This window comes from Rhodococcus sp. T2V (assembly GCF_029269925.1).
GTDB lineage: Bacteria > Actinomycetota > Actinomycetes > Mycobacteriales > Mycobacteriaceae > Rhodococcus_F > Rhodococcus_F koreensis.
The window spans coordinates 1-16,558 of sequence record NZ_JARJBD010000148.1; the positions used below are offsets into that span (position 1 = coordinate 1).

At 67.9% G+C, this 16,558-nt stretch carries 16 protein-coding genes; 14 read left to right on the forward strand and 2 right to left on the reverse strand.

Annotation, left to right across the window (positions count from 1 at the left end; all coding sequences use genetic code 11):
- Positions 1-245: hypothetical protein (locus P3H15_RS50245; RefSeq protein ID WP_276144185.1), on the forward strand; the 245-nt coding region annotated here is incomplete at its 5' end.
- Positions 246-579: 334 nt separating this feature from the next.
- Here the strand turns inward: P3H15_RS50245 and P3H15_RS50250 are convergent.
- Positions 580-1,656, reverse strand: coding sequence for a YhcG family protein (locus P3H15_RS50250; RefSeq protein WP_276144186.1), 1,077 nt, complete (start codon positions 1,654-1,656; stop codon positions 580-582).
- A gap of 384 nt (positions 1,657-2,040) precedes the next feature.
- Here P3H15_RS50250 and P3H15_RS50255 point away from each other — a divergent pair, with 384 nt between their 5' ends.
- From P3H15_RS50255 to P3H15_RS50315, 13 genes are all read left to right on the forward strand, one after another.
- On the forward strand, positions 2,041-2,373 hold the full coding sequence (locus P3H15_RS50255) for a hypothetical protein (RefSeq protein WP_276144187.1): 333 nt from the start codon (positions 2,041-2,043) through the stop codon (positions 2,371-2,373).
- 4 nt (positions 2,374-2,377) lie between these two features.
- Entirely contained in the window at positions 2,378-4,267 is a 1,890-nt protein-coding gene (locus P3H15_RS50260) for a hypothetical protein (RefSeq protein WP_276144188.1), read from the forward strand.
- Positions 4,267-5,064 carry a hypothetical protein gene (locus P3H15_RS50265; protein WP_276144189.1) on the forward strand — a complete coding sequence of 266 codons (798 nt, stop codon included), beginning with the start codon at positions 4,267-4,269 and terminating at the stop codon, positions 5,062-5,064. The genes P3H15_RS50260 and P3H15_RS50265 overlap by 1 nt, the downstream gene beginning before the upstream one ends.
- 244 nt (positions 5,065-5,308) lie before the next feature.
- Positions 5,309-7,288, forward strand: a complete 1,980-nt coding sequence (locus tag P3H15_RS50270) for a cutinase family protein (protein WP_276144190.1) — start codon at positions 5,309-5,311, stop codon at positions 7,286-7,288.
- Positions 7,285-7,545: a hypothetical protein gene (locus tag P3H15_RS50275; protein WP_276144191.1), complete on the forward strand. Its 261-nt coding sequence runs from the start codon at positions 7,285-7,287 to the stop codon at positions 7,543-7,545. The genes P3H15_RS50270 and P3H15_RS50275 overlap by 4 nt, the downstream gene beginning before the upstream one ends.
- A 546-nt stretch (positions 7,546-8,091) precedes the next feature.
- The gene (locus P3H15_RS50280; protein ID WP_276144199.1) at positions 8,092-10,101 is read left to right on the forward strand and encodes an ADP-ribosyltransferase; all 2,010 of its coding nucleotides are present in this window, start codon (positions 8,092-8,094) and stop codon (positions 10,099-10,101) included.
- A 68-nt stretch (positions 10,102-10,169) separates the two neighbouring features.
- Positions 10,170-10,340, forward strand: coding sequence for a hypothetical protein (locus tag P3H15_RS50285; RefSeq protein WP_276144192.1), 171 nt, complete (start codon positions 10,170-10,172; stop codon positions 10,338-10,340).
- A gap of 14 nt (positions 10,341-10,354) precedes the next feature.
- Complete coding sequence (locus P3H15_RS50290; protein WP_276144200.1) at positions 10,355-11,431, forward strand: ADP-ribosylglycohydrolase family protein; 1,077 nt, start codon at positions 10,355-10,357, stop codon at positions 11,429-11,431.
- A gap of 228 nt (positions 11,432-11,659) precedes the next feature.
- Entirely contained in the window at positions 11,660-12,436 is a 777-nt protein-coding gene (locus P3H15_RS50295) for a hypothetical protein (RefSeq protein ID WP_276144193.1), read from the forward strand.
- Complete coding sequence (locus P3H15_RS50300) at positions 12,433-12,810, forward strand: hypothetical protein (protein ID WP_276144194.1); 378 nt, start codon at positions 12,433-12,435, stop codon at positions 12,808-12,810. The genes P3H15_RS50295 and P3H15_RS50300 overlap by 4 nt, the downstream gene beginning before the upstream one ends.
- Positions 12,811-12,932: 122 nt before the next feature.
- On the forward strand, positions 12,933-14,183 hold the full coding sequence (locus tag P3H15_RS50305; protein ID WP_276144195.1) for a trans-acting enoyl reductase family protein: 1,251 nt from the start codon (positions 12,933-12,935) through the stop codon (positions 14,181-14,183).
- 465 nt (positions 14,184-14,648) lie between these two features.
- Entirely contained in the window at positions 14,649-14,894 is a 246-nt protein-coding gene (locus tag P3H15_RS50310) for an AlpA family transcriptional regulator (protein WP_276144196.1), read from the forward strand.
- A gap of 221 nt (positions 14,895-15,115) precedes the next feature.
- Entirely contained in the window at positions 15,116-15,808 is a 693-nt protein-coding gene (locus P3H15_RS50315) for a class I SAM-dependent methyltransferase (protein WP_276144197.1), read from the forward strand.
- Between the two features lie 154 nt (positions 15,809-15,962).
- Here the strand turns inward: P3H15_RS50315 and P3H15_RS50320 are convergent, their stop codons facing one another.
- Positions 15,963-16,154, reverse strand: coding sequence for a hypothetical protein (locus tag P3H15_RS50320; RefSeq protein WP_276144198.1), 192 nt, complete (start codon positions 16,152-16,154; stop codon positions 15,963-15,965).
- Positions 16,155-16,558: the final 404 nt, after the last annotated feature.

Sequence of the window (16,558 nt, forward strand, 5' to 3'; positions counted from 1 at the left end):
CCAACTTGAGTGCCGAGGTGAGACCGATGGACAGTGTGATGAGCAAGGCCGATGACCTCGATCGTCTGGTGGGCGAGCTGGTTAATCTGGATGAGCAGCGCGTGTGTATCGGCACCAAGCTCGTCGATCTCGAGCACTATTTCCGCAAGGCCGGCTGCCCTGAGTTGTCGCGGCGTGCGCTCGATGCCTTCATGACGCGGTACCTGGGGCGAGTCCTCGAGCTCGCCGACGGGATGCGCGAATAAGTGTGAACCCGCCCGATGTCGACCTGACCGCGGAACTGTAGCCGCACGCTCTCTGTCGGTCGCGGTGTGTACTGTTGGCGCCGTTCCGGGGATCCCCCCCAAACTGGTTCTCGGAACTCTCGCCCCGGCGTCACCCCCCGACGTCGGGGCGCCTTAATGCCCGAACTGAGGGTTTGGCGCTACACCGGCGACGACCGCGGTTCGGGCAGCCCAGCCCAGCCCGGGCCGGGCCGGCGCCCGTGCCGCGACGGGCGATCCGGACGCTCTGACACTTACGTCAGGTGCGGGCCCGATCCCCGTGTGCGGATCCCCTGTCGGACCCGCACGTCCCGCGTCACCCGCCGGATCCACTGCGTGATGAGTGTTTCCGATGGGGTTGTGTCGACTGAGGGGTGTGGTCGTCGAGCTCGAGGGCGACCGCGCGCGTGAGGGCGTCCTCGGCGGGGAGCGCGGCCTGCTCGGCGGGCGAGAGGTCGTAGCGGGAGACGGCGATCGGCTGGGTGGTGCCGGCGAGTGCGTACCGGACGACGGACTCGTTCTTGTCCGCCACCAATAGCATCCCGACCGTGGGCTGGTGCTGCGGCCTGCGCAGCCGGTCCTCGACGAGGGCGACATAGAAGCCGAGCTGGCCGGCGTCGCGTGGGTCGAACTTCGTGGTCTTGAGTTCGATGACCACGTACCGGAGTTGCTCGACGTGAAAGAAGAGTAAGTCGACGAAATAGTCATCGCCCTCGACATCGAAGCGGACCTGGCGGCCCACAAATGCGAACCCGGGGCCGAGCTCGCGAAGGGTATCGATGATGCGCTCGACGAGCCGATCCTCGAGTTGCCGCTCGGCGGCGTCGCCGTCGATGGCGAGGAATTCGAGCGTGAACGGATCCTTGGTGATCTGCTGAGCGAGCTCGGAATCGGTGCGCTCGAGCGCGTGCGGGAAGTTGGACGGGGCCGCACCCTCACGCAGGTGCAGTTGGGTCTTGATCTGGTGTGCCAGCACGGGACGACTCCAGCCGTGTGCGATGTCCTTGGCGCTGTACCAGTCGCGCAACTCGGCGTCGTCGAGCTTCTCGAGCAACTCGATGACATGGCCCCAGGGCAATTGGCCAACGGGTCGTTGACCGATTGCCTCCTGGTCGGGCCACGCCTCGGCGAACCTCCGCATGTACTTCAGGTTGGCCGGTGAGAAACCCTTCGCATGGGGGAACTCTGTGCGCAGATCCGCGGAGAGCCGGGAGAGGACCTTACTGCCCCACGGGGCCGTCTTCTGTCGCTCGATGATCGTCGCCCCGATCTGCCAGTAGAGCCTGAGCAGTTCGGTGTTCACCCGGCGCTGGGCGATGTAGCGCGCCTCGTGCACGAGCCGCTTGATGCTCTCGAGTGTGGCGGCGTAGTCGGTGGGGACGGGGGAGGACATGCCTCGAGGCTAATGGAATCGGCTGACCCCGCTGGTATCGCGGGGATGCGGTCCAGCGGGAGGAATCTGGGCCACTGACCCGGTCTATCTGAGGATCGATGACCGGTCACGACGGCCAGCCGATCGAAGACAGTCTGGTTACCCGTGTCGGTGATACCGCTGGCCGTTGACGCGCTCGCGTGGACGCCGATGATCGCGTGTCGTCGACTCATTCGACGTCGGGCGTTCGGGCGAAGGCGGAACCGGCGACCCGACCGGAGCCCAGGTCGCAGAGCTTGGCGTGGAAGCTTGCACGCAAAACTGCGCGTAATAAAGCGTGTGATTGCGCGTGTATCGACTAGTCTGGGTCCGGCGGCCACAGGGGAGCGGGAGAAGGAGTGGGGTATGGCGCAGGCCGGAAAACGTGGAGGCCACTCGTCGCGGCCCAGCGCGGGAGGGCGAACATCGAAGCAGCACACCGATTCCCGAACCTCGAAAGGTGGTTCCGTCGCCGCGGCGGCCACCGACGCGTTGACGTCGAAGCTCGAGTCCCGCAGGGGTCCGGTGAAGGTGCAGCTGAACACCTGGGTGCTGGCGTCGACGGAGGCCCGGCTGAAGTGGCTGGTGAAGAACCGACAGTTCACGGTCACCAGCGTCGTGGACGTGGCGCTGCAGGAGTTGCTGGACCGCTACGACGTACCGGCGGCGGATCCTGATGGCCGGATCGGGGAGCAGTAGAGCGATGAGTCGTCCGTGGGAGCAGATTGCCCTGTTCGACCTGCACCAGCCCTCCGCCCCGGATCCTGTCACCGATGAGGCCGACGAGATCGACGCCGAGGACATCGCCGAGGAAGAGTCGCCGACACCTACTGCTGCCCCAGAGCCGTCGATACCTGCCGCTGCCGCAGAATCGCCGACGCCTACCGTTGCCGCGGAACCGCCGACACCTGACGTGGCCGTGGAACCGCCGACTGCGCCGGAGACCGAGCCGACAGCACCGGGCCGGCCGGTGTGGGAGTCGCTGCCGGTGGGTGTGGAGGCGGATGAGCATGCGTTGATCGTGACCGCCGACGGGACGTACACGCCGTCGGGGCGGGAGTTGACCGGTCCGGTCGATTCGGTGGAGAAGCTGGACAAACTGGTGCGCTGGGCCGCCCTGACACCGTTGGGTTCGCCGCCGCAGGTGTGGATCGTGGGCCAGGGCGCGTGTGAATCGTTGGGGTGGGTGATCGACCCGGGGTCCGAGGACGACTTCGACGACATGGAGGCACTGCGCACCCGCGCCGCCGCCGACCTGACCGCGGTGCTGCAGGCGACGTTGACGCCGATGCTGACCGCGGGCTGGGAGTTGCGGGGAGATCCGGGGCATGTGGTGCACCTGTCCCGGTCGATCGGCAAGTTCACCTCGATGGTCGATGTGGTGATCGAGCCGTACGTGTGGACGTACTGGAACAAGGACTTCGGCTGGAACAACCGGGTCGGGGAGATGGGGATCCTCGGCTCACCGGCGGCGGGTACGTATCTCCCCGACGAGGACCTGCCGGCGGCGCGGGAGTTGGGGCGCCGGTTGGCCTGGTGCGCCCGGCACCTCGGGGTGCTTCCGGGGCCGACGCCGGCGCGGACCGGTGCCGCGATCGTCGACAAGATCAAGCGGGAACGCACCCGGTCGGGCAAGGGCCTGGTGGTGGCGACGGCGGGGCCGGTGCCGCCGTTGGACGGCGCCCCGCGCGGGGACCTCGAACCCGCGGCCGGGTGGACCCGAATGCCCGACACGGACGACCTGGAGGGGGTGTGCCGGTTGGTGTCCATCGACCAACGCGCCGCCTATCTGGCGTCGGCGGGGATGCTCGAATTCGGGTACGGGCAGCCCACCCATCTGACCGGTCAGGCGGCGGCCGCGGCGGCGGTGGGGGAGAAGGGGGCCCCGTTCGGGCTGTGGCGGATCACCCTCCCTCCCGGGCGGACGTTGTCGCTGCCCGAGAAACTCCCGTTGCCGCACCCGCACATGCTCGCCGATCAGCCGGTGCAGACCTGGGTCACGACGGTCAGCCTGGACGGGTTGTGCTCCCCGGTGGCGGATGGGGGGATCGGCGCCGACCTCGACGACCTCGACATCGTCGAGTCGTGGGTGTTTCCGGAGCAGGGCCGGGTGTTGGACAAGTGGGCGAAGATTTTGCGTGAGGCGCGGAAGGTGTCGGTGGACACCGGGGATGTGGCGACGAAACGGTTTATCGGGTCCTGTTACAAGGGGTACATCGGGCGGATGGTGAACCCGGACATGTGGACCGCGACCCGGATGGCCCATCATCACCAACCTGTGTGGCGGGCGGCGATCATTGCGCACTGCCGGTGGCGGGGCCGGCGGGTGGCGATGCGGATCGGCCGCGAGCGCGGGCGGTGGCCGATCCGGACGGTCACCGACTCCTGGGTGTATCTGCTCGCCGGCGGGGAGGATCTCGCGGATGAGAGTGTGGCGTTGGGGAAGATGGCGGTGGAGAAGGACACGCCCCTCACCGACCCACTCCAGTCGGCGTTGGCGTCGGCTCAGGATGTGCACGAGGTGAATCTGGCGATCCGGGCGGCCTTCGCCGACGAGGAGTTCGCCGACGACGAGGGGGAGGGGGTGCTCTGATGGCCCTGCACTTGCCGAAGCCGCGCACCACGAAGCCGGCGCAGCAGGCGGTCGGTCTGGACGGTCTCAAGGTGTCGGTCGCGAATGCCGCGACCAGCGGTGTCGAGAAATCCAAGCAGGTCAAGTCCGGGGGGCTGGCGGGGCTGACCAGCAAGGTCTCGGTCACGCAGCTGCGGAAGGAGCTCGGCAACGAGGGTTTGCGGCAGGCGGCGATCGATGCCGGCCGCACCCCGCCGTCGGCGCGCACGTTGCGCCGGTGGGCGCAACAGGGGCGCATCCCGCACGCGGATGTGCTCGAGCGGGCCCAACGCCGGGCGGCGATCGAACGCCTCGGTGGCGTCGATGCGGTGGCCGCGAAGATCGGCCGGTCCCGCTCCGCGGTGTCGCGGTACCGGTCGGGGGAAACGAATGAGTTGCGGGCCGACGCCAGCAAGAAGCTGAAATCCGTGAGGGCGCTGGACATCATGAGGCGGGCGGGGGTGTTGCGCCCGGATGGAACCCCGAAGCGGGCGGTGATCCGGGTCCGGGGTGGTGTGATGGTGCGTAACGGGGCCGACGAGGGGTACGACTATCGGGTCCGGACCCTGGATTTCGCGAACTCGGACACCCCGTTCACAAGTGACGAGTCCCGTGAACTCGCGGCCGCGTTGGCCAACGACGATCACGCCCGGGTCGTCGCACTGCTCGAACGGCACGCCACACTCGACTACCCCGAGAACAAGGGCTTCGATAAGTACAGCGATCAGTTCGGGTTCCATTTCGACCACATCGACTCCGTGCACATCGACTGGATCTGATCTGAAGGGGACGTGCCGTTTCTGCAGGTTATACCGCGGGGAAGACACGGGAGTGCGCGGAGGGTCGGGCGGCAGGCGGCATGTTACTGAGGGTTATCCACATACCCCGTTGAATCTGGCTGTCGAATTCGGTCACCGTATGCACCTCACCTCACCGGTGTGTGTTCTTCGGAGGCTGCGCGTGGCATCCCGGGGCCGCATCGAGGGGTGAGCTACAAAGCTCGTCCCTACAGATGAGGTGCCAATGCCCGCAAGACGTTCGAGAGCCCGCAGCGTGGTCGCTCTCGTTGCGTGCGCGACCGTCGCCGGCGGTTGCGTCGCATTGACAGCCCCCGCGATCGCACACGCTGACCCCACCAGCTGTGCGGCAACATTCAATTTGCTCATCCCCGGCACCTGGGAGACATCAGAGAACGCCGACCCCAGCCAGCCTGTCGGGATGCTGGCACCGGTCGCTGAGGCCATCGAACGAGAGAACGGCAAGCAGGCCGAGATTTATGTTCTGCCCTACATGTCGCGAGCGTTCGACAACGGACACACCTACGCCGACAGCAAGGTTGACGCCCTCAGCAAGTCCAAGGCCGTACTCGCCGACGTCGGGGGCAAGTGCAAGAACACGAAGTTCACGATCACCGGCTACTCCCAGGGCGCCGACGCCGCAGGCGACCTTGCATCTGGGATCGGCAACGACAACGGGCCCGTCCCAGCTGATCGTGTCCTGGCGGTCGGCCTGCTCGCCGACCCCGGCGCCGGCACCAAGGGCTCGGCGATTGTGGGCCCGCGCACCTCCGGCGACGGCATCGCGGACCCACGCCCCCAAGGAATGGGCAAGCTCTCTGGCCGAGTTGCCTCGATCTGCGATCCCGGCGACCTGTACTGCTCGATCCGCAAAGGCGACAACCCCCTCCTCGGCTCGCTCGGATCGATTCTGAGCAAGACCCCCAGCACGAATGGCACCAGCAACATCGACGGAAACGCCCAGCTGGCCACCGCGCTGACCTCAGATTTCTCCGGTGCAGACATACCCGCACTGGGCCGCAACGTCGCCGCCCTCGGACAGCAGCTCTCCGAGCCGAACATCAATGTCGGCGGCGTTGCAGCGACGGCATCGTCCATCGCAAAGACACTCGCCCCGATAGCTGACCTGATCGACTCCGGGGCCGCCCACGCCGCCACACGGCAGCTCGCCGCAGCCCCGGTGGGTAGCCCCGAATTCAGCGCCTCCGAGGTGCTTTCCAACGCCGGGGCATCCGATCTGTCCGCTGCGCTGGGCACCGTGACGACGATCGCCGACACCGCAGCGAAGCTCGCCGATTCGGGCTCTTCGACTGTGGCGTCGACGTCGGGGGACGCGGCGCAGCTGTCGGCCGCGGCCACCACCCTCGGCGGCCAAGTCACCCCGCTGACATCCACTCCAGCCGATGCGCTCGGGGCAGCGTCGAATGTGCTGTCGGTACTGAAACCGGCCACGGTGGTGGGTCAGGTCCTCAACGTCGCAACGGGCGTGACGGCTCTCGACGTGCCGGGCATTCTCCGCAACCTCACCGTGTTGCCGCAGAAGGTCGCCGCGCTCGACGCCCACGGAGCGCACCAGGTCGCCGGGGAGCTGAACAACCAATTCGCGCCGCTGGTGAAGATGGCCGCCGCCGTGGATCTTCGCTGGGTTTCGCAGGTGTTGTCGGTCATCCCAGACCCCACCGGATACACCCAGATCGCCGCACTCATTGCGTCGATCCTCGGAGGCGTCGACGTCATCCGCTTGGCCACCCTGATCGGTCAGATCCAGGAAATTGCCTGGACCGCGCTCGAGAAACTACTCCCGCCACCCGGACAGCTCCCCGACACTCTCGGAGCAGGTGCCGCGATGGCCGGGCTCGTGCCCGTGGGCCTCGACCTCGCCTCGGTGGCGGTGAACATGCTCTCCGGCAAAGCCTCCAAGACCCCGCCGGAGCTACTGGGCAAGACCTCGAACGCGGCCACCAGCATCAGCGCCCAGGCGCAGAATCTCGATCTGCCGGCGTTGACCGGCTCGTTGACGACCATGGCCCAGTCCCGCGGCACCGAGGACCTGACCGCCCTGGTCGGCGAGGGCCTGAACGCCGCGAGCTTTTTCACTTCCGGTGCCCACACCAATTACGGCGCTCTGGTTGTCGACAACGCGGGGAGGAACGCAATCACCTGGCTGTCCGATTGGCTGAATCTGCAGATCGGTCGGTCGGTATGACCTTTCGCGCCCACAATCCGGCCGCCCGCTGGACCTTCTGCCACCTGTGTCATCACCGCGGCTATCACAGCCGCGCGGACGCCAAGGCCGTTCGGAAAAGACATCCCGGTGAGAAGGGCCTTGCGGTGTTCGTCTGCCCGCACACCACCGGGCTGTTCCACATCGGGCACCGCCCAGAGGCGTTGAGCAGCGGGCAGATCGACTGGCACCGACTCCGCGATCAAGCAGTCCGCACCGCACGAGGCCAGCGACAGTGAGCAACGCCAGCAGCAGATCGTGGGAACCCCGCGCCTGCTCGCACGCCCACCTTCCCGCGCGGTTTCCCGTTGTCGGCGCGGGAACTGCACGCCGACAGCAGATTCGCGGGGCACCCATCCTGGCGCAGGAACTGTCCCGCAAACCCTCCAACGGCACGATACATTGAAATGTGACATTGTAAGGTAGGTTGCGATCGGTGAGGGATCCTTCGATATCTCACGCCCGGGCAGGGCCGGCACCACACGGACGGGGGGTGAACTGCCATGAACCACATGACCGACGACGTCGATGCGCGCAGTGCCCCCGTCCACCCCGTAGTGCTTTGTTGTCATCGACTCGCCCGCCCTACTGCCCGAGACCGGTTCGGGGAGGGGGACGTGTCGTCTGCCCAGAAGGATGCCCCCATGTGCCGCTCGAAAGTTCACGGAAGTGGTCGCCGGTGCCCCGGCTGCGGAAGCTACAAGGCCGCCGCCAAGGCCAACGCGAACAGGCGATGGGGCCGTGAAGCCCGGAAGAAGGTCGTCGACCACCTGAAAGAGCAGGGCATGGTCGAGACGGCGGCCGCGGTGCAGGCGGCGCCCCCGAGTGTCCTGCCAGAGCTGATGTCGGCGTTGGGAATCGATCCATCGGTGCTGGGGGACACCCCGATGCCGAGTACCCACGCCAACCCACCGTCGGCGAAACTGCTGATCGCTCATGCCGAAGCGGAACGCGTGAAACTTGCCGCCCCGACGATCACCCCGGCGCAGGCCGCGCTGGAGGAGGCCGAGCAGCGCGTCACTGCGGCCGACTCGGAGGCCGAGGACGCCCGCAAGGCCGTCAACCGGCTTCGCGCCCGGTTGCGGAAGGCGAAGAAGGCCGCGGCGGAAGGGACCGGAGCGGAATCCGACGTCGCTGCGAAACAGAATGACGTCGACGACGCCAAACAGGCATACCTCGACGCTCAGCGCCGGCAGCGTGAGGCCAGAGAAGACCTCGCCGCCGCCAAGTTCGGGCTCCGCGATGACATGGCCACCGACGCCGAGCGCGACGCCTACTTCGCATCCCTCTCTGATGATGAGGTCGACACGATCACCCGAGCGTTGAACCGCCGCGCCGCGCCCGCCGCGGCGCAGGCGCTCACCGAGGGCGGGCAACCCGGCTTGGCAGCAACACCACGAGACACCGGCGTCTACAACGCCGGCACCATCGCGATGGAAACCGGATCCGGTGTCACCGAGGTCGAGGGGCGCATCCTCGATGGCGGCACAGCGATCTACCGGCGCGGCTACTCGGACTTCATCATCCTGCAGCGCAGCGGCGACGCCTACCATCCGGTGGGGCAGGCAACCAGTAAGAATGACGCTCTGGCCAAGGCCAACCGAATCCCGGTCCTGACCGCGCCTGATCCGCTGCCCGCGAACGCCACCGACATACAGAAGCAAGCCCACGCGATGAAGGGCGAGGTCGGGCTGCACGTGGCCCGTAAGGCGGTGGCGGGCACCGCGTCCACGCCGGCCGCGCAACAGGCGTTGATCGACGAAGAGATGGCCGAGGCCCGGGACACACTGACCAACGCGCTCGGCGGCGGACCGGCCCGCGCCGATATCCACGACGGCATCAAACGGCACAAGATCGCGTTGCGTGAACAGGCGGCGGCCGCGGCAGGGCAGCAGGCGCGGGCGAAGGCCCTCACCGGCGGCGCGAGCAAGGCCGAGGCCGACGCCGCGTACGCGAAGGCACACCGACGTGCCGTGGGGACACCCACGGTCGGTGGCGGAGTGATCCCGCACTTCGACCACGACATCCCGCCGCACAGTCTCGGCGCCGACACGCACGCCAGCCTCTGGCGCAGCGGAATCCGCGCCTACGGCAAGGAGACCGCCGGCGACTACAGCGTGGTCGCGCAGCGGGCCGGCGACCTGAAGGCCTGGGGTTTTCAGGTCGGGCCAGGGGGACAGGTGCAGACCTCGAGCATCGGGTCGCTGACCACCTCGAACGCGCAGTTCGTGCAGAAGATGCTCAGCTACCAGGAGCGGAGCGCGCTGACCACCTACACCGGCGGCAGCTACCACGCGATCAATGCGGCCATCACCGGCCGCGACCCGAGTCCCTCCGGGCACGTCAAGACCGTGGTGTCGCAGCTGGATTCAGCGTTCGGAAAGTTCCGGGAACACAACCCGAACACGGCGCCGATGACACTCGTGCGCGGCACCCGAGTGCCGAGCGGATGGAAGGGCAGCACCGAGGACTACATCGACGCCGCCTTCACGGTCGGGTCCCGCATGCAGATCGGCAAGGTGACCAGCTTTTCCACCAATCACGGCACCGCGCACGCCTTCGCCGGCCATCCGCCGTACATGATGGTCGTCCGCACCCGAGACGGACTGCCACTCAAATCCATCTCCAAGTTCTCCTCCGAGGACGAGGTCGTCCTCCCGATGGGCACCAATCTGCGGTGCGTGAAGGTCGACCACCACGGCATCGGCGGCCGGCCGACGGTCTACATGGTCGCCGAAGACCTCGTCGCCGAAGCCGACAGCGGCACCGGCGGCGGCGCGACCAAGGCCGCGTAAAACATTCTCTACCAGCTAAAATGACATGTCCCCTCCTTTAGAGGGGCGACGACGGAAGGACTACGGCGATGGCCGCACTCAGCGACGAGCAGCTCGACGAGATCCGCCGGCACCTCGATCAGGGGATGACCCCCGACGCGATCGCCGACTACCTCGGCCGCGTTGCCGACCTGGACCTCATGGACATCGAGACGGTCCGCACCGCCGCCTACGCCCTCTCGCGAGGAGAGACCCCATGACCATGAGGGCGTCGATGAGCCACCCGACCACGGTCGCTGGCACCCACATCCGGTACGCCAACGCGTGGACCGGACTGGCCGCCGGCGACGCCTGGGGCTATCAGGTCGAATTCACCAGCTACGCCCGGATGCCGGCCTATCCGGTAGCCCCACCCGCCGGTCCGTGGTGGATTGTCTCCGATGACACGCAGATGACCCTTGCTCTTCATTGGGCTTTGGCCGAGGTCGCCGACTTCGACGACATCGAGACGGTCACCGACGCCCTCACCCGGCAGTTCCTGCGGTGGCAGGTCGACCCCGACAACACGAGGGCACCGGGCCGCACCTGCATGACGTCACTGCGCAACCTGCGTGCCGGCGCCCGCTGGTACGACACCGACGGTGCCGTCGAATCCGCCGGCTGCGGGGCCGTGATGCGTGTGGTCCCCACCGCATTCGCACCCGACCCGTATTGGTTGGGCCTGACCGCCCTGCAGGCCGTGATCACCCACAAACACCCGCGGGCCGTGGTGCCGGCGCTGCTGCTCGCCGACGCCATCCGCCACGCGCCGCAGCGCCGCGGCCGGTTCCTCGAGCACGCCCGGACTTCGGCTGCGCAGATCTACAACGGCACCAGTGCCTGGATCGAGGACCGCTATCTGCGGGATATCCTCGCCCCGATCACCGGGGACGTGTCGTCATACCTGGTAGACGGACTGGATGACGGGACCGCGGACATCCTCACGGCCGCCGCGGGCCGACTCGAACAGCTGCGCCCTCTGTCGCCGACCGAGTTCGGGGATCCCTGTGTCGGGATCGGTGAGGGTTGGGAGTCGGCCAGCGCGGTCGCTCTGGCCCTGCTGGTCGCCGACCTTGCCACCTCCGTCGATCACGGCCCGGCCGCATTGACCGGACCGGAGGCGCTCGCCTGGGCGTCCACCAGCAACGGCGACTCGGACTCCATCGCCTGCATCGCCGGCGGACTCATCGGCTCCGCCCACCCCGAGAACGACTACTGGGCCGCAGCGGGCCTGACACCCAACTTCGAGCCCCGCTACGCCGAAGAGATCAAGGCCGCGGCGAGCAGGCTCCCGGCCGGTGAGGCCGACTGACGCACCCGCAGCCCCGGGGCTCCGTTTCCGCGGAAAGCGCGGCGCCGAGCGGCAGCGTCGTTCCCATAGAACCCCTATCTCCCATATGGGCAGTAGGGGAGCTAGGGGAACGTTCTGGCCAGCGGAAACGGCACGTCCCGCTGCGACCGTGACCGTACGTCTCTACGCCTCACCTCCGACGTATGGGAACATATGTTCGAGTATCGTCGCGTTGTGGGAGGGGTTGCTGTGGAGGCCGAAGCAGCGGTGGACCCGAGAGCCGACCGCATCGAGCAGCTGCGCCGACGCATGGACGCGATTCCCGCGCGTTCGGCAGGGCCGCCTCGGGTCGGCCGCGTCGACCCGCTTCCGGTGGGGGAGCAGCCCGCTTCGGCGGGCATCCGGACCCTTCCGGTGGCGGGTCCGTTGGCGGATCTGCTCGTACACCGGGGGCTGGTCCGCGGCACCGTCGCACAGATCGCCGGTCCGGCGTCGCTGCGCGCGAGTCTTCTTGCCTCGGTGACCGGTTCCGGCCACTGGGCCGCCGTGGTCGGCGACCCGACCCTCGGCCTGCTCGCCGCCGTCGAGATGGGCGCCGACCTGAACCGGTGCGCCCTGATCCCGGATCCGGGTGACGACCCGATCGCGGTCGCGGCGGTGCTCGTCGACGGAATCGACCTGATCGTCGTCAGAGTGGGTGGCCGCGACACACCACCGAGCCGGGTGAGGGCGGTCACCGCAAGGGCGCGGAGGGCCGGGGCGGTCCTGGCAGTCGACGGGCGATGGCCGAACGTCGACGTCCGCCTGCAGGCGCAGGTGGCCGGCTATCACGGACTTACGGGCGGCCCGGGGCGGATCACCGGACTCGACCTCGACGTCGAGGCGCTCACGCGGGGCCACCTGCCGCGCCGAGCCCGGATCACCGTCGCCGGCTGCGGCAGGCACGTCCAATGGGCCAGTGCCACAACAGATCCCGTCTCCTCGGCGGATCCAGTGCCGGTGCCGGAGTTGCGGGTCGCCCAATGACCGGGCCCACCGGTCTGGACGAGTGGAGCGAACCGTTTCCCGGCGCCCCCGTCCTGCGCCGCCTTCCTGCCCCGATGCCCGTGGTCGTCGACATGGCCCACGTCCTGCCCGGGCCGTCGGGGTTCACCCGCGCCGACACCCTGGCATTACGAGTGCGGGCAGGCGGGATAGTTCTGGAGTCGGAGATGCCCGGGGCCCTGCATTCCTGGCTCCGCGTCGCGACGGACGGCCGCTGGCTCGCGCAGGTCTGCGTTCCGGTCCACTCCGCCAACGGTCGTGGGCACCTCGACCTCTGGCTGTGGGTCGAATCCGCCCACGTCACACCCCAGCCGACCACCACGCCACACCCGTCCGATACCTGGAAAAAGTCCTGAACTGGGCAGATGACACGTCCCCCCGACGCGGCGTCGCAGATGCTCCCACCCTCCAGATATATGAGTATTCGGGTAACGGGTACCTGTTCCGCTGACCCGGCCGCGCTTGTAGGCTCGCGGCCATGACCGACAGCGCACGCGACCGCGAACTCGATCTCGTCCTCTACGGTGCCACCGGCTTCGTCGGCAGGTTGCTCGCCGACTACCTCGCCCGCACCGCCCCGGACGGGGTACGGATCGCTCTCGCCGGACGCTCCCACACGAAACTCGAGGCGCTCCGCACCACCCTCGGGCCACGGGCCGTCGACTGGCCGATCCTGATCGCCGACTCGCAGGATCCGCTCGCCCTCGTCGAACTGGTCGCCCGCACGCACGTTGTGGCGACCACGGTGGGCCCGTACGCGAAGTACGGGGCCGAGCTCGTGAACGCCTGCGTCGCGGCCGGCACCGACTACGTCGACCTGACCGGGGAGGTGCTGTTCGCCCGGGACAGCATCGACGCCCACCACGAGAAAGCCCGGACCAACGGAGTTCGCATTGTGCACTCCTGCGGGTACGACTCGATCCCCTCCGACCTCGGGGTGCACGTGCTGCACCAGGCGGTGCAGGCCGACGGCGCCGGCGACCTGGGTGAGACCACGTTGGTGGCGTCGCTGCGCGGCGGCGTATCGGGTGGGACCATCGACTCGTTGCGCACCCAGATCGACGCGTCGAAGAAGGATCGGGCGCTGCGCCGGCTCGCCGCCTCGCCGTATTCACTCAGCCCTGACCGAACGAAAGAACCCGATCTTGGCCGACAGTCGGATGTGGCCGTCGTGGACGGCGCGGACATCGCCCCGGAAGCGCGCGGGTGGAAGGCACCGTTCGTCATGGCCTCGTACAACACCCGCGTCGTCCGGCGCAGCAACGCGCTGCGTGGCTGGGCGTACGGCCGGAAGTTCAAGTACCGCGAGGTGATGAGCGTTGGTGACTCGCGATTGTCCCGCCTTTTCGCGGGCGGGGTCGCCGCCGTGCTCGGTGGCCTCGTCCTCGGATTGAGTGTCCGGCCCACCCGCTACGTCCTCGACCGCATCCTCCCGGCGCCGGGTGAGGGCCCCAGCGAAAAGACGCAGAGCAATGGCTATTTCGTCATGGACATCTACACCACCACCACGACCGGCGCCCGGTACGCCTCACGCGTGAAGGCGCAGGGCGGCGACCCTGGATACCGCGCGACCGCAGTCATGCTGGGGGAGTCTGCACTGAGCCTGGTCCTGGACCGCGACCGGCTCCCCGACGAGGCGGGTGTTCTCACCCCCGCCACCGCCCTCGGTGACGTCCTCGTCGACCGACTGAGACGTGCCGGCCTTGAGATTTCTGCCCGCAGACTCTGACCCGACCGCTCACGAGCAGCCGACCGCTCGCGAGTTCGACTTTCGCCTACGCGATTGCAGCCCGGTACGGGTGTGAACCGCCACGCCGGAGTCGTGCTCGAGGTCGGTGCGCACTGCAGAGCGGCGGAAAGATCTGTTCGTGCTGCGAGCTGTGGTCGGGCATGGTCTTTTCTGCGAGCGTCCCTGCAGTGACGGGCACCTGAGGTGTGGGGACGTGTCGTCCTCCCTGGTCAAGGGACTGTGGTGTCGCGTCGGACCCGGTGCCGAGCGTTTCCGCCCCGCGATATCCGATCCGCCGGACGCCGGTCGGCATCTCCTCAGGGTTTCGCACCTTGCAATGAATCGTTGTATTGTTTGGGCCTATGCTGGCCTGCACGCGGTACCTGCCGGGCGGGACCGATGAGGCCGCGCCCGACCGCCCCCGCCACCACGCGGGGAACGACCCCGAAGGGACATACGTCCACGATGGCGAACCCGCATCGACTGACCACCGATCAGGTCCTCGAGCTGATCAAGTCCGAAACCGGTACCGAGCTGTCGGCCACGACGTTCCGCGGCTACGTCACCCGCGGGCAGGCTCCGGCGCCGGTGGAGAAGATCGGCCGCACGCCGCTGTGGAAACGATCGGAGATCATCGAGTGGGCGAACAACCGGCCCGGCCAGGGCGCGCGCACCGACCTCCGCCAGTCCCGCCGCCGTCGCACCGACTGAACAATGTCCCTCCCTGCCGGGCATCGAAAATTACAGTTCGAAGCGAAATAGACTGGTGTGCACCAGGCCCGGATGAAGGGCGCAGAGGTCTCGGGTGGGGGGGCCTGGGGCGGGCGCGTGGTGCCCGGGCGACGCGGACGCGTGGGACCGTTACCATCGCCCCGGGCCCTACCGGGGGACCGGCTTCACTACATATCGACGATCAGGGGGAACGAACACACATGAGCGCTGAGGTCACGCAGGCGGAGAAGGACGGCGCCACCAAGTACAGCCCGATCGTGTTGGCCGCCTACGACACGTTCGTGCTGCAGTGGAGCAACACCTACGCCTGGCGCTGCCCCCGCGAGCGGCTCCTGGCCCACTACGACACCCACCTCGGCAGTCGGCACCTCGACATCGGCCCCGGCACCGGCTGGTACCTCCACCACGCCACCTACCCCACCGAGGTGCCCGAGATCACCCTGATGGACCTCAACACCCACACGATGGCGATGACCACCGGCCGGCTCGTCGACCGGAACATCACCCCCGAGGTGCACACCGGCAGCATCCTCGCCCCCATCGACCCCGCCGTGGGGGTATTCGATTCCGTGGCAGCAAACTTCGTGTTCCACTGCGTCCCCGGAACCTGGGCGCAGAAGGGGCACGCGTTCGGGCACATCGCCCGGGTCGTCGCCGACGACGGAGTGTTCTTCGGCTCCACCATCCTCGGGACCGGAGTGGCGCACAACCTGCTCGGCCGCACCCTCAATGCCCTCTACAACGGGCCGATCAAGGCATTCGACAACAGTGCCGACGACCTGGACGGTCTGCGCACGGCGCTGTCGGCGGCGTTCGAGTCCGTCGAGATCACCGTCATCGGAACGGTGGCCGTCTTCGCCGCCCGCCAGCCGCGCCGCTCCACAGCCTCCTAGCGCACAGATCCGCCGCCACTACGGCCCCCGCGCGGCCGTGACGTCACATTCGGCACTCGTTCGAGGCTTAAGAGAAACAGGCCGCCACCGCACACCGACCGATCTGCGGAAGTGTTCCGCAGATCAGGACCGGGGATGGAGCACCGGTCTTAGGTCAGTGGGTGGCGACCTGGTGCTCGTCGCGGACGTCACCATAGATCACCGCACCGACAGATCCGCCGCGAACAGACTCAGTCGCCGCACCGGAGCAGCGCGTGCGCTGCTCCCTGCCCGCGGCACCGGCTGTCGTCGCGGCGACTTCCGCGGCGGCGCTCTCGCTGCCGCTGCTGGTCGAGTCCTGACACACGTACGATGCGCCTTCACCTGCCCAGATGACACGTCCCCTTCGAATGTGGCCCTCTGGTTCATGAGCGGTGACCGCATCGCAGAGACTCAGGTGTTTTCGGTGATCTCGCGCATGACCACGACGCCGGAGGTTGACCCTGTGACGGCTGGGGATCTGGCCTGCGTGGTCACCACGTCCGCGCGGGTTGTGCCATGCTGGGGGCACAGAGTCGAAGTCGGGGGACAACATGACTGTTCATGCATTGGTGCGATCGGCAGGCAGGCGCGGCTGGACGTTGCGGTGCGATCTGTGTGAGCACACCTTCGCCGCGGCCGTCGCCGGCCGGCCCGAGGCGGTGGCCTTCGCCCGGACCAATGGGTGGATCGTCGGCGAGCGCACGTTGTGCCCGATGTGCGCGGTCACCG

Bases quoted from the DNA above. Each gene is read 5' to 3' on its own strand.
- P3H15_RS50250 (WP_276144186.1), bottom strand. From the start codon at position 1,656: ATGTCCTCCCCCGTCCCCACCGACTACGCCGCCACACTCGAGAGCATC.
- P3H15_RS50255 (WP_276144187.1), top strand. From the start codon at position 2,041: ATGGCGCAGGCCGGAAAACGTGGAGGCCACTCGTCGCGGCCCAGCGCG.
- P3H15_RS50260 (WP_276144188.1), top strand. From the start codon at position 2,378: ATGAGTCGTCCGTGGGAGCAGATTGCCCTGTTCGACCTGCACCAGCCC.
- P3H15_RS50265 (WP_276144189.1), top strand. From the start codon at position 4,267: ATGGCCCTGCACTTGCCGAAGCCGCGCACCACGAAGCCGGCGCAGCAG.
- P3H15_RS50270 (WP_276144190.1), top strand. From the start codon at position 5,309: ATGCCCGCAAGACGTTCGAGAGCCCGCAGCGTGGTCGCTCTCGTTGCG.
- P3H15_RS50275 (WP_276144191.1), top strand. From the start codon at position 7,285: ATGACCTTTCGCGCCCACAATCCGGCCGCCCGCTGGACCTTCTGCCAC.
- P3H15_RS50280 (WP_276144199.1), top strand. From the start codon at position 8,092: ATGGTCGAGACGGCGGCCGCGGTGCAGGCGGCGCCCCCGAGTGTCCTG.
- P3H15_RS50285 (WP_276144192.1), top strand. From the start codon at position 10,170: ATGGCCGCACTCAGCGACGAGCAGCTCGACGAGATCCGCCGGCACCTC.
- P3H15_RS50290 (WP_276144200.1), top strand. From the start codon at position 10,355: ATGAGCCACCCGACCACGGTCGCTGGCACCCACATCCGGTACGCCAAC.
- P3H15_RS50300 (WP_276144194.1), top strand. From the start codon at position 12,433: ATGACCGGGCCCACCGGTCTGGACGAGTGGAGCGAACCGTTTCCCGGC.
- P3H15_RS50305 (WP_276144195.1), top strand. From the start codon at position 12,933: ATGACCGACAGCGCACGCGACCGCGAACTCGATCTCGTCCTCTACGGT.
- P3H15_RS50310 (WP_276144196.1), top strand. From the start codon at position 14,649: ATGGCGAACCCGCATCGACTGACCACCGATCAGGTCCTCGAGCTGATC.
- P3H15_RS50315 (WP_276144197.1), top strand. From the start codon at position 15,116: ATGAGCGCTGAGGTCACGCAGGCGGAGAAGGACGGCGCCACCAAGTAC.